The organism is Streptomyces axinellae, from assembly GCF_039532135.1.
Lineage (GTDB): Bacteria > Actinomycetota > Actinomycetes > Streptomycetales > Streptomycetaceae > Streptomyces > Streptomyces axinellae.
The window spans coordinates 80,802-94,077 of the sequence record NZ_BAAARJ010000015.1 but is presented as its reverse complement, the minus strand read 5'-3'; the positions used below and the strand labels follow the sequence as shown (position 1 = coordinate 94,077).

At 68.9% G+C, this 13,276-nt stretch carries 8 protein-coding genes and 1 pseudogene; 1 reads left to right on the top strand and 8 read right to left on the bottom strand.

The features are described 5' to 3' along the window. Nucleotides 1-382 precede the first annotated feature (382 nt). Nucleotides 383-613: a DUF7455 domain-containing protein gene (locus tag ABD339_RS22270; protein WP_326687554.1), complete on the top strand. Its 231-nt coding sequence runs from the start codon at nucleotides 383-385 to the stop codon at nucleotides 611-613. 238 nt (nucleotides 614-851) lie between these two features. On the opposite strand, the gene ABD339_RS22265 is transcribed toward ABD339_RS22270, so the two are convergent. From ABD339_RS22265 to ABD339_RS22230, 8 genes and pseudogenes are all read right to left on the bottom strand, one after another. Continuing rightward, the gene (locus ABD339_RS22265) at nucleotides 852-1,721 is read right to left on the bottom strand and encodes a S1 family peptidase (RefSeq protein WP_425576065.1); all 870 of its coding nucleotides are present in this window, start codon (nucleotides 1,719-1,721) and stop codon (nucleotides 852-854) included. Nucleotides 1,722-1,969: 248 nt separating this feature from the next. Next, nucleotides 1,970-3,568: an RNA polymerase sigma factor gene (locus ABD339_RS22260; RefSeq protein ID WP_344568182.1), complete on the bottom strand. Its 1,599-nt coding sequence runs from the start codon at nucleotides 3,566-3,568 to the stop codon at nucleotides 1,970-1,972. 829 nt (nucleotides 3,569-4,397) lie between these two features. Beyond that, nucleotides 4,398-5,414 (bottom strand): FadR/GntR family transcriptional regulator, encoded by a 1,017-nt coding sequence (locus ABD339_RS22255; RefSeq protein WP_344568181.1) that lies wholly within the window; start codon nucleotides 5,412-5,414, stop codon nucleotides 4,398-4,400. Between the two features lie 331 nt (nucleotides 5,415-5,745). Beyond that, nucleotides 5,746-6,663, bottom strand: a complete 918-nt coding sequence (locus ABD339_RS22250; protein WP_344568282.1) for a hypothetical protein — start codon at nucleotides 6,661-6,663, stop codon at nucleotides 5,746-5,748. Between the two features lie 1,187 nt (nucleotides 6,664-7,850). Further along, a pseudogene (locus tag ABD339_RS22245) lies at nucleotides 7,851-8,748 on the bottom strand (ATP-binding cassette domain-containing protein); the annotation flags it as partial. A gap of 126 nt (nucleotides 8,749-8,874) precedes the next feature. Then, nucleotides 8,875-9,633, bottom strand: coding sequence for an NUDIX hydrolase (locus ABD339_RS22240; RefSeq protein ID WP_344568180.1), 759 nt, complete (start codon nucleotides 9,631-9,633; stop codon nucleotides 8,875-8,877). 108 nt (nucleotides 9,634-9,741) lie between these two features. Beyond that, on the bottom strand, nucleotides 9,742-11,850 hold the full coding sequence (locus ABD339_RS22235) for a glycogen debranching N-terminal domain-containing protein (RefSeq protein ID WP_425576056.1): 2,109 nt from the start codon (nucleotides 11,848-11,850) through the stop codon (nucleotides 9,742-9,744). A gap of 107 nt (nucleotides 11,851-11,957) precedes the next feature. Further along, nucleotides 11,958-13,244, bottom strand: a complete 1,287-nt coding sequence (locus ABD339_RS22230) for a DUF4192 domain-containing protein (protein ID WP_344568178.1) — start codon at nucleotides 13,242-13,244, stop codon at nucleotides 11,958-11,960. Nucleotides 13,245-13,276 lie beyond the last annotated feature (32 nt).

Here is a 13,276-nt window from a genome sequence, read left to right as displayed (position 1 = left end):
AGCCCATTTTCGATATCCTGTTCGATAACACGTCCGGGTGACACACACATCACGTTCCCTTCGAGGCATGAACCATTTAGGCTCCGGGCACGTCCTCCAGAACGAAGGGCCTGAAGCAGCCCGGAGGCGGACAACAGCACAGCGTCACCGAGAAGGACCTGCCAGCGCCACTGGCAGGGTTCAGCCACCACGAACACCGCGAAAAGCTCAACAACAGACTGACCGATCAATCCCTGCAATACGGCCCATTCGCCGCCACCGGCAACATCCCGGCCTCCCGGACAGTTCGATCTCCGGGAATTAAGGCCAGAGCGGGAACGTTTTCGGCCTGGTTGGATGTTGACCCTGGTACGACAGCTCGTCGAGCTAGAGAAGAGGCGACGTGACTACAGTTCTGACCCCCGCGACCCCGCTGACGGCCGCCGACCGCTGTGACCGCTGCAATGCACAGGCGTACCTGCGCGTTGTTCTGGTGAGTGGCGGAGAGCTGCTGTTCTGCGCCCACCACGGCCGCAAGTTCGAGCCGGAGCTCAAGAAGATCGCCGCGGAGATACAGGACGAGACGGAGAAGCTCACCGCGGCTCCTGTGACCACCGGCGACGACGAACGCTGACGCGTTGATCTGACGCCCCTCGCGTACGCATCCGACGAGCTCACTCCGGCACAGGCCGGCAAGGCGGGCGGTTCCCCGGGCATCCGGGAAACCGCCCGCCCTCGTCGTCTAGTGCCCAGCCTTCGATGGCCACCGCCCCGCACCCACCCACGGGCCGGGCTTGAGCCCCATGGGGACCCCGCGATCCGCCGACAGAGCGCCCAGTGGGCCTCTCGGCGGCACCCACTGCCCGTCAGTCTCAGAGGGACCTGACCACCGAATCGACCGCTGAGATGCGCGTATAGACCCCTGGACGGCCCCGCTCCCCGCAGCCCACGCCCCAGGAAACGAGGCCCACCAGCTTCTTCTGGGCGATCAGCGGGCCGCCGCTGTCGCCCTGGCAGGCGTCGTGGCCGCCACTCTCCACCCCCGCGCAGAGCATGGTTCCCGGGTCATAGGTGCCCTCCTGGGAATTGCCCGGGTAGGCGCGCTGACAGGAGGAGTCGGCCAGCACGCTCACGTGGGCGGCCCGCAGCGAGGTCGCGTACGAGCCGCCGCCCGTGGTGTCCCCCCAGCCGTAGACGGACCCCGGAGTGCCGGGCCTGTAAACGGGGTCACCCTTGGCCGCCATTGGGATGACGGAACCCTCCGGCACGGCGGAGGAAAGCCGCAGTACGGCGATGTCACCCTTGTTGCTGGCGCTGTCGTAGTCCGGGTTGACCTTTGTGGACGCGACCGCGATCTCCTTGCCCGTCTGGCCCGTGAGGTCACCTCGCCCCGTGATGACCTTCAGATCACCCACCTGACCGGGCTCGGCCCCCAGCACCTCCTTGCTGAGGCAGTGCGCCGCCGTGACCGCCGTACGGGGCCCCACGATCGCTCCCCCGCAGAACTGGCCCGAGCGCTCTGACCCGAACCGGGCACGGCTGGAGAGCGCCACCACCCAGGGGTGGCTCTCGGCACGCACGGGGTAGCCGCCGATGACGGCGCGGTCCGGGTCCTGGTCATGCGCGGCGGCCTGCGGCACCAGCGGGACGAGCAGGGTCACTATCAGTGCCGTCACCATGACGGACACATGGCTTCCCAGGTTCTTCGGGATTCGGGCGGCGCGTGTTCGCTCACAGCGCATCAGTCGCATGGGACCGACCTCCTGACCGTACGGAACTACGTGACTACCCAGGGTGTTCCGGGTCCACGCTCGCCGCATCCCGGGCCCCGGATGCGCACCCTGTCGTCCGCACGCAGCACGAAGGGCGGTGACACCCCGCAGTGCGGGGTGTCACCGGCCTTCGTCATCGGCTCTGCACGGGCCTTCCCCGGCTTCGCTCTCGCTCGTTCGCCGCCTGTCGCGCCCCCCTTGCGCGCTCGCGTTCAGGCTCAGTCGAGGTAGTCCCGCAGGACCTGCGAGCGTGAGGGGTGGCGCAGCTTCGACATCGTCTTCGATTCGATCTGACGGATGCGCTCACGCGTCACGCCGTAGACCTTGCCGATCTCGTCCAGCGTCTTGGGCTGACCGTCGGTCAGGCCGAAGCGCATCGAGACGACGCCCGCCTCGCGCTCACTGAGCGTGTCGAGGACGGAGTGGAGCTGCTCCTGGAGGAGCGTGAAGCTGACGGCGTCCGCCGGGACGACCGCTTCCGAGTCCTCGATCAGGTCGCCGAACTCACTGTCGCCGTCCTCACCGAGCGGGGTGTGCAGCGAGATCGGCTCGCGGCCGTATTTCTGGACCTCGACGACCTTCTCGGGCGTCATGTCCAGCTCCTTGGCCAGCTCCTCCGGGGTGGGCTCGCGGCCCAGGTCCTGGAGCATCTGACGCTGCACACGCGCGAGCTTGTTGATGACCTCGACCATGTGCACCGGGATACGGATAGTGCGGGCCTGGTCTGCCATCGCGCGGGTGATGGCCTGACGGATCCACCACGTGGCGTACGTCGAGAACTTGTAGCCCTTGGTGTAGTCGAACTTCTCGACGGCGCGGATCAGACCGAGGTTGCCCTCCTGGATGAGGTCCAGGAACAGCATGCCGCGCCCCGTGTAGCGCTTGGCCAGGGAGACCACGAGGCGGAGGTTGGCCTCCAGCAGGTGGTTCTTGGCCCGTCGGCCGTCCTCGGCGATGATCTCCAGCTCCCGCTGGAGCTTCGGCGCGAGCTTGTCGGCAGCGGCCAGCTTGTCCTCGGCGAAGAGCCCCGCCTCGATCCGCTTGGCGAGCTCGACTTCCTGCTCGGCGTTGAGGAGCGGGACCTTGCCGATCTGCTTGAGGTAGTCCTTGACCGGGTCGGCCGTCGCACCGGCGGCGGCCACCTGCTGCGCCGGGGCGTCGTCCTCGTCGTCGTCGGAGAGAACGAAACCCTCGTTCTCATTCTTGACCTCGGCGGTAGGACCGTCCTCGGCGCCGGGCTTGCCCGACGGCTTGCCCGGAACCTCCTCCGCCATTTCCTCGTCGCCCTCAAGGAGTTCGTCGACGACGGACTTCTTGGCTGCGGCCTTCTTGGGAGCCGCGGTCTTCTTGGCCACGGCTTTCTTCGCCGCGGGCTTCTTGGCGGCGGCCTTCTTGGCCGCGGGCTTCGACGGATCGCCCGCGGATCCGGTACCCGCGATGGGGTCGTCCGCCCCCGCGGTCACGGCCGGGGCGGGAGCGGCGCTCGCCGGGGTGGCCTTCTTGGGAGCAGTGGGCTTGGCGGCGACCGTCTTGGTGGCGGTGCGCTTGGCCGGGGTCTTCGCTGCGACGCTCTTACGGGTGCGTTTGGGGGCCTCCGCGGCACTCACCATCAGCGTCACACCCTCCTCGTCGAGGATCTGGTTGAGGCTGCGCAGAACGTTCTTCCACTGGGTTGGCGGAATCTGGTCAGCCTCAAAGGCCCGACGCACGTCATCGCCGGCGATCTGCCCCTCAGCCTTCCCCCGCTCGATGAGCGCCATCACGGACTCGGACTCGGCGATCTCCGCAGGGAGAGTACGGGATGTGCTGGCCGACACGAACAACCTCTCGGAACGATGGAAACGGCGGACCACCGGTGGGGATGAACCGGCGGCGCGGGCGGAGCAGTGAAGAAACAACGACTTGGACAAAAGCCCCGGATGGAGCGTCCATATTCCTTCCTCGGCTGTCACCTCTTGAGTCATCGCGCTGCAACGCGAAGCGTTACGCCCAATTCACGTGGCCCGAGTCACACCGTGTACCTGCCCATACGCGGGCGAAACCGGGTGAAACGACCTGACGTGGTGCGCAAGGGCGGTCTCCGCCACCCCGCGCGTACGGCCGTGCCACCGGGTTCCGGTGGCACGGCCGTACGTACCGGGGCCGGTCCTGGGAAGAGCGAGGCCGCGGGCGCCCGGCCCTCCCCGCAGTGGAAGTCACGGGGAACATCGCCGGGAGGAGAGGCCGCCGGAAAGGCGCAGAGGATCCGGGAGGGCGGGAGTGGCCTCACAGAGACGGTGCGGCAGACCCTTGACCCGAAGCCGTCACTTCCACAGGACTCGCCGAACCCGGATCTGGTCTTGCGGCGCCACGCGAGCCGTCGGGACTTGCAGGTCCGTCGGAGCCGACGGGCCCACCGAGGTGGACCGAGTCGGGTCCCGGCGGCGTCGCGGCGCCTGAGATGCCGCGTGGTCGTGCACATGCTTGCGGTAGTGCTGCGGACAGTTGTGCTGTTGTGCTGTTGCGCTGTTGTGCTGCGGACTGGGCCAGTAGCGCTGGGTCGCGCCACCGGCACGGAGCGAAGCCGGCTGACCGGCTTCTCACAGGTTCCGGCACTCGGCCACGCCCGCGAAGACGGCTGGTGCTCGCCGCTCGCCCGCCCCGCCGTCAGTGCTCGCGCGGAGCCGGCACCACGTGGTCGGCACCCCCGGGCGCGGCGGTACCCGACTGCGGCGGCTGACTCGCCCCCGAGGAAACGGCGTGTCCCGCGGGGCCGGCTTGCGCCGGCTGTCCGGCCGGAGCGGGCTGCCCCGGCGCCGACTGCGCGCTTTGTCCTGCCGCGACCGGCTCGGTGTGCGCGCCGAGCAGTTGCCGCATCGCGGCCTCCGCGACGGCGGCCTCGCCGGAGACCAGGGCCTCGACGACCCGGTGGTGATGGGCGACGGACGTCTCGTTCGGCCGCTCGCACCCGGTGGCGGGGCCCCCGGAGACCTGAAGGGCGGAGGAGACGATCCCGGAGAGGTGCTCCAGCATCCGGTTGCCGGCAGCCTGAAGGATCAGACCATGGAACTCGGCGTCGGCACGGGAGAAGGTGAGCCCGTCTCCCTGCGCGAGTGCGTGGCCCATGATCTCGACCATGTCGGCCAGCCGCTGCTGAACATCCTCACGGCTCTGACCGGCGGCGAGGCGGGCGGCCAGCGGTTCGATGGTCCAGCGCAGCTCGCACAGCTCGCGCCGCTGGCCCTCGCGCTGAGGACCGAAGGCCCGCCATTCGATGATGTCGGGGTCCAGCAGATTCCAGTCACTGACAGGTCGGACCCGGGTGCCCACATTGGGCCGCGCGCTGACGAGGCCCTTCGCTTCAAGGACCCGGAGGGACTCGCGCACGACCGTACGCGAGACCTCGAAGCGCTGGCCGATCTCCTCCGGGACGAGCGGGCGGTCGGCCCCCAGGTCCCCCGAGACGATCATCTGGCCGAGCTGCTGGACGAGTTGGCCGTGCAGACCACGGCCACGGCTACCGGTCGCACGCCGGCCCACACGATTCATGTCAGCCTCAGAACCCTCCCACGCCGAGGCGTTGGTGGTGGTACGCGCCGTTCCCGTGGATTCGGCGTACGCGTAGCGGTCCAGCTCACCCGGGCCAACGAGGCCGGTGTCGACGGGGCGAGCCGCGGTCATCATGGAGTGCGCAAGGGTAGTCACGACCATTTGTGTCGGCGGGGCTTGAGACGGCCTTGAGGGCTATGGTGAAAAGCACACGAAAGGGTGATCGCTGACTTTCGCACAATTGACGCCTTATCGGAATGGGTGGACGGCGTCGTCGGTGGTCAGCGGCATCACGGACGTCTGAGGCCCGGTTGCCGCTGGACGCCGACGAACATCTGACGGAATTCGGTGAACTCGGGAACGATTGCCTCTCACCCGTGAGCTTCCGTGGGGCCCGGGGAGCGCGCCCGCGTGGGAGAGCGGGGCCTGCTCCGCTCCTGAACCACACCCGCCCGGGATGATGGGGTTATCTGTGTCTTGGACGCCCGCGCAAAGAGGTGAGGGCGTAGGCGCAGAGAAGGACCGTCAGCGACAACGCCAACGCCCGACCCACCGGCTGGGCCCCGATGCGCAGCACGACCGTGAACCACTGCTCCGCCCCCGGAGGCCATGGAACCAGCATCGTCGACCGCAGCCGCTCGGGCAGTCCTTCGAGGGACTGAGCGCCGGGACCACCCAGCCACTTGCGCACCAGCGGTGCCACAAGCAGGGGAACGGCGACAACAGCCGCTGTCCCAACGATCGTTGACCGGGAGACTCCCGCCGCCAGCACACCCGCCCACGCACAGCCGATGCTCAACATCAGTACGAGCGCGACCTGCGCACCGATGGAGAGACCTGCCGCTCCGGCCCCGGCCGGCCCGACCGGGACCAAGAGACTGGAGAGGTCGAAGGTGCCGGCGGGGAACGTCAGAGCGCCGCTGTCCATGCCGTACAGCAAGGTGAGTGCTGCTCCGTTGACCAGCGCTGTGACCAGGCACAGCGCTACGGCCGTGCCCGCCGAGACCAGCAGCTTGGCCCCCAACAGCCCCAGACGCCTGGGTACCGGCACATGAGCGGGAACAAGTGCCGGATATCTGAACTCCTGGCCGAATGCCAGGGCCCCCAGCAGCCCCGCCGCGAGCGCCGCGGGCGGCACGAGGAACGGTGAGCCCGGAGGCCAGCCGGTCAGCAGCTTCATTGCCGGGGACAGACCTGCCACGTGCTCGTCTGTAGCGTCTCCGCCGGCACGCGCAACGACCACGGCGACTGCGAGTGCCGACAGCAGCGCCAGTCCCAGCACCACCCACGGCGTCCGCACCCCGAACAGTCGCCGCAGTTCATACCGCACCGGCGCCACCGGCCCCGACCTGCGGGCCACGGGCAGACGAGGCGGCAGTTCCACCGAGACACCGCGCCCTTCCGAGCGAACTCCTGGATGCGCGGAAGGCGTAGGGGCGGGAGGCGTGGCCGAGTGTGCGGGGGCTGCTGGCGTGGCGTCGGCAGGGGCGAGGTGGGAGGACACAGGAGTGGAGGGGTTCAAAGTGGCTGGCTCTGCCCCGTTCGGAGAGACCGAAGAGACCGAGGAGACCGAGGCCTGCGTCTGGGGTGTGGTCGGGGCCGGGGCTGTTGGAGTGGCTGAAGAGTTCGAAGTAGGGGGAGCTGTCGGAACGGTCGAAGACGGAGGTGGTGAGGACGGTGCTGTGGAGGTAGATGAGGATGTGAGCGCGGACCCGAAAGCACTGGGGGCATCAAGGGCCTCCGGAGGAGCAGAATCTGCGCCGTCTCCCAAGAGGGGAGAACCAGATGGATTCAGGCCAGCCGAGATCTCCAAGGCGATCGGGCCCTGGGGAGCAGCCGCCGGGGAAGTGACCGAGGCCGCAGAAGTTTTCGGCTCCCGGCCCTCTGCGCCCCGCGCCGCGGCGGACACCCGCACCAGCGCCTCTTCCGCGTCGCCTCGGAACCCCTCCGACTCCGGCTCGCTCAACCGCTCGTCGGGATGCGGCGTCACTTCGGGCCGGACCTCTCTCCCCTGCGTCTCGGCGTTCACATCCGCCGCCTCGGCCCCACGGCGGCGACCGTCGCCCCCGCTGTGCCCGCCACCCCCAGCGCAACTTGAGCCCTGGGGCGGTTCGCCGCTGACGAGGTTGCTGATCCCCATCCCCGTGACGGTCTCGGCATCCGCCCTGACCTCGGTCTCGCCGCCGCACGCGCGACGCGACGTTCCAGGCGCGGGTACCGAAGCGTGCCCTGTCGAAGGCCCCGGTCCTCCCGCGCTCCGGCTCTCGGCCGGAGGCTCGGCCTGAGAACGGGGCTGAGGATCGGCCTCGGGCTGAAGCATCGGCCGGGACCCGACCTCACTCGTACTCGCAACCGCCGTCGCAAGCGTAAGGCTGCCCCCGGAATCGGTATCGACTTCCACCTCGCAGTCGATACGCGCGGCCTCAACCAGCATCGCGCCACCGCCCTCACCGCTCGCCTCCGGCCCCCGGGGCCCATCGCTCTCCATCTCCGTGGGCAAGTCGTGCGTCCGAACCGCCGTCACTTCGCCGGGCGCCCGCCCGTCAGCCCTCGCCAACGGTCCGGGGTGGTGGCTGTCCCCGGCATCGCCGATCTCCTCTGCCAACTGGTGCACAAGGATGCCGTGCCGAAATGCCGACTCCCCCACTGCCGCGCAATTGCTCCCATACACCGAAACCCTGCTCCCCCCGTCACACACCACTTCAACAACCCCGCGCCCCCTCTGGGAACGCTCGGCGCCGCGCGCCTCCTGAGTCAGCACCGCCGCGAACCGCTCGGCGTGCGGCGTCCGCACCGCCACCCGAGGACGCAGCCGCGTCCTTGAAAAGTCCTCGGCGTCCTGGTCCGCCACCAGCCTGCCGCTGTCGACCGAGACGACCCGGTCAGCGATCCGCGCCGCTTCCTTCGGATCCCGAGAGGTGGTGAGCACCAGCCCGCCCTGCTCGGCGTAACCACGCAGCAGCCCGTTCAGCCAACTCGCCTCCCGGGGGGACAACCCCCGCGCCGGCTCGTCCAGCACCAGCGTGTGCGGATCGCCCAACAGCGCGGCAGCCATTCCCAGCCTGCGGTCCATCCCCAGCGAAAAATCCCCCAGCCGATGGTGGGCAAGGCCGCTGAGTCCCACCACGTCCAGCACATCGTCCGCCCGGTCCAACGGCACTCCCGCCACCGCCGTCAGCATCCGCAGGTGACTCCGCGCCGTGCGAGCCGGATGCCCTGGAACGTCTCCGAGCAGCACTCCGATTTCCCTGGCCGGATGGGGAATCCGGTGCACTGAGCGTCCTCTGAACAGCGCAACGCCTCGCCCCGGGACGAGTTGCAGCATCAGCCGCAGCGCCTCGCTCTTACCCGAACCAGCCGGTCCCAACAGCACAGTGACCTTGCCAGAGCACGCCTCGAAGGTGAGGTCGTCTACACACGGCAGTCGCTTGCGCCGGGGCGTACTGGTGAGGCCGATGGCCTGAATCATCACTTCTCCCGCAGAACGCGTGGCGGACGCACCTCTGCAAGATAACGCGACATTTCCGACTTTCAGGGCAACCCGCTCGACGGGCGCTCCTGACGGATCGTGCTCCCGTCCCAGGGCGTGTCCAGGTCAGACCTCTGGCCGCAGCATCGGGGGATTCAGCAACGTCGCCCCGCCCGCCCTGAACAACTGTGCGGGCCGCCCTCCTTGACGGGTCGTCGTTCCGCCGGTCGGCACCAGGAATCCCGGGGTACCCGTCACCTTCCGGTGGAAGTTCCGCGGGTCGAGCGCCACTCCCCACACCGCTTCATAGACTCTGCGCAGCTCGCCCACAGTGAACTCGGGAGGGCAGAAGGCAGTGGCGAGTGAGGAGTATTCGATCTTCGATCGTGCCCGCTCCACACCATCCCGCAAGATCTCACCATGATCGAATGCCAGTGATTCCTGCTGCTCCGTACCGTCCCACTCCGCGCCGCTATCGGTCCCGGAGAGACTGCCGACCGGCGCCCATCGGGCGCTGCGCGCATCGCCGCCCGGGGTGGGCGAGGGCAGGTCGGGGGCGAGCACGAGATGGGCGACGCTGACGACCCGCATCCGCGGGTCCCGCCGTGGTGCCCCGTAGGTGGCGAGCTGTTCAAGGTGTGCGCCCGCGTTCTGGCCCCCGGATACGTGTGGCCGCAGCCCTGTTTCCTCCGTGAGCTCACGCGCCGCAGCGGCTTCGAGATCCTCGTCGCCCCGGACGAAGCCACCCGGCAGCGCCCAGCGCCCCTGGAAAGGGGGTCCGCCGCGGCGGACCACCAAGGCGCACAGTGCGTGTTTGCGCACGGTGAGCACCACGAGGTCGACGGTGACGGCAAAGGGCGGGTAGGCCGACGGGTCGTAGGGCATGACGTGATCATAGTCGTCTCCCTGACGATAAACAGTCCGTTCTCCAGCATCGGTCCACCTCCTTCTCTCACCCCGTACACCGCTCCCCCACCCGTTCGAAACCTCGCCTCAGCTGCTCAGATGGAGGCGCTCCGCTGCCTCCTCGACCACCGCCATACCGGCTCGGCTGATTCGCACCGCGAACGGCTCTTCCGCCACCCTCAGCCCGCTCAGCCTGAGCGCTCCCAGAGGAGCCGACTCCACCGGCCGGACGGCCACTGTTCCGGCCGGAGCGTCGGGCCTGACCCCGGCGAGCGCGGTGAGCAGCTGCACAGCGCCGGCCGCAGCGACAGCCGAGGGCCGACACGCCGCCGGGTGCGGGAGCGGCGCGCTGCCTTCGGTGCGCTGCTCTGCCGCGTACATCTCCGGCAGCCGGTATCCGAATCTCTCCGCCGCGTCCACGACCCCACGGAGCAATGAGCACGCCTCCCTTTCGTATCCGGCGGCGAGCAATCCCGTCACCGCTGTGGCCGTCTCCTGGATCCGCACCGCTCCGGTGCGATGGCCAAGCGGGTTGTGCCCGTCTTCGCCGTCGCCGAGGCTCCGCAGTCCCCATCCGGAATCCATCTGGGGGCCGTTGAGGAGCCTGCCGAGCTGCTCCGTGCGTACTGGGTCGAGCATGCCCGGAGCCATTTGTCCCTTCGGGGAAAGCCCCGTATCCAGTAGCTCGACGGCAGCCGAGCCCAGGTGGCTGTCGCGGGCCCCCGTGGGTGACAGCAGGGCCAGCGGCCGACCGCCTCCGGGGGCATCGCACCAGAACACCCCTGCGAAGTCCGTTCGCAACTCCGCTGCCCAGTCGCGCAGTTCGGCCCCGCCCTCCTTGCCGCAGGCATCCAGCAGCTCTGCACCCAGCACCGCCGCGCGGTGGGCCTGCGCCTGGACTTCGCAGCGGTAAGGACCGTGCGGAGCCGGATCGGGAAGGAAGGGCCCGCCTTCGGATGCCTTCAGCATCCACCGCAGACAGCTTTCGGCCGACGACAGGAGCCCTTCGACGTCGCGCTCCGGCAGCCCCCAGTACCGTGCCTCCGCCAGCACTGTGGGCAGTAGCAGCGTGGCCTCGATCCCAGTGCACCTGGGCGCGGCTCCGGGGCCTGCGTGACGAAGCGTCCCGGGAATCTTTCCGTTGTCCGAACCTCGGCCTGTGTGCTGACTCCGTGCGAGAGTGCGCATTGTCCCTGCGGCCAGCGCCGTGCCCAGGGGGAGCAGCATCCGGGCAGCGCGCAGAGACTCGGCCGGGGCGAGGGAACAGCGCCACGGCATTCCCGCCGCCAAGAACAGGTCGGATGGGCTCTCGGGGGCCCGGAGCAACAGAGCCCCGAGATCGTCGAGGGAGGTTTTCAGCAGCCGGTGGACCCTGGGATCATCGCCCTCCGCACGAAAGCCTTCCCAGAGGGGAGGACCGACCGCGTGCATCCCCTTTGCACTGGCCTCCGCCCGCAGCCTTCCGCTGTGGAGGCGGACTCCGGACTTGTGCTCGGGCTCATACAGTTTGATGCCGAGAACGAGGCACCGGCTCTCGCCGGGGTCCAATTGCCACTCCCACTGGAGAACTCCCGCCGATGCCCAGGCGGTGTCGGGGCCGGGGTGAGCGGTAACGGTGACGTGCACCCCCTGATCGCTCCAGCGCAGCCCGTTCCCATGGACGGTCGGTGTCAGTGCGACGCCTGATGCGCCGGCCGCGACTGTCCCCAGCTGTGCGAGATCGGTGCCCAGACGCAGCTCCAGCGGGATATGGAGGGGGCGTGTGGCGCAACTGCGCACGGTGATCCGCTCGGTGCCGTCGGCCGACCGAAGCCGTTCGACCATGATCTGAGGATCCGGTCCGTTGTCGGACGGAGTGCGTGCTGCGGCGAGGAAACGCGCCTGCCGCGCGTTCACCATACGTCCCTGAAGCGGCACCGGTTCCTGGCCCGACAGACGAAGCTGGCAACTGGCCAGCACCCGCCTTCCCCTGTCGTAGAAGCCGTCGAGCCCTTCTCCGCGCAACTGGCCATGTTCTGGAGAGATCGCCAGCGCGGGGGCGGCGGCGCAGATGAGGGAGGAGTGCACCGTCCTGTGCTCCGCAGGACGTCCGGCCGGGGCTCCTGGGTGTGTCCGCTTCGGCGCAGCGCGATCAGGTGCCCGTGTTGACGCCGTGGCGGGCCGGGATGATGCCGTCGGTTCCGTGCCCATGGACATGCGTGTTCCTCCGCTTCCTTTTCTCGGCGGACCGGATAGGGCCGGGACAACAGGGGTACGGGTGCGCTCCGTCCGCCACTCAAATGAACGGCGGGTGGCCTTGAGGGTCACGGGGCACTGCCCTTGGAGGCGTCGGACTGCTCGCCTTCGTCGTCGGACGCGCGCCGCTCCCGATCAGCGCGCAGAAAGCGGCGGATCAGCTCGGGGTCGAGCCCTTCGTTGCATGCCTGGTTGAGGAGTTGCGCGAAGAGGTAGTCCGGATCGGTGCGCAGGGCGAGCCCCAGGGCTACCCGGGCTGTGGGCCCGTCCCCTCCCGACCAGGCGACCCAGCCGGTCAGGGTGAGCAAGGCGGCTGCGTGTTCGGTGTACGGCCCGACGCAGCGACGGGAAAGAGCCCGCCAGAGTCGAAGGGCCGGGCCCACTTCCATGCCTTCCATCCACTCCGCCGCCTGATCACGCGTCCTACGGTCCTGGAGGCCGAGGATCACGGCGGCGGCCTCCTCATGACTGAGCAGTCCGTCATCGTGCGCGTCGGCGACTGTGTGGGTCCCCGCTTTCTTCGGTACGGAATGGTTGAGGCGCTCCATCAGGTGCCCGACAAGCGCCAGGGTGTCGCTGCACACCCGCTGACGCCCTTCGACGGTGAGCATGCGCTGGGTCAGCTCCGCGCTCACGGCATCGAGCACCCGCTCCTGCTCTTCCGCGAACGGCGGCCCGAGGGGAGTCAAGCGACTCTCCATGTCGCGAAGGGAGCCGTGCACCTGCACGCCGGCGTAGGTCGCCGCAGCGGCCATCGCCGAGGTGCCGGGCTCCGCCAATGGCATACCTTCGGGCACACAGCAGCGGGGGTCTGGGCAGCAGTAGGAGAAATAGCGTCCGCCAGAGAGGCACAGAGCCTCGTAGACAGGCATGTCCAGTTCACCGCACGCGGTGCGCAAGCGCTGCACGAGAGGCTTCAGCCGCTCCATGACCTCTTTGCCACTGCTGCCTTCGCCCGGCTCCTGGCAGAGGAAGAGGATGGCGCCGTCTGGACTCGCACCGCGCGCCCGCGAGCTGGCGTCCAGGCATTCGGCCACCTGCGGTGCCAGCGCCATCCTCTCGTCTTCGGTTTCGGGAATCCCGATCCGGAGGCGACCGCCGAAGCGGCCCCGCGGCCCGTGGAGAGCCACGGCGACGATGGAGTCGTCGGGGTAGAAGCCGAGGAGATACGGCAGCGCGTCAGCGAGCTCGGCCGGCCCCCGCAGGGAGATGTCGGCTACGTCACTCCCGGATGAGGGAGTCCCGGCGCTCCTGTCCGTGAACTCGTCCTCATCAGGGCGTGTCTGTCGTCGGTCGCCTCCCGTGTGCGGGAGGTGCGGTTCGTTGCCATGGGAATCGCGGTCGTGGTGAGTCATGTCTCGACGGTGACGCGCATCGTGAAATGGCT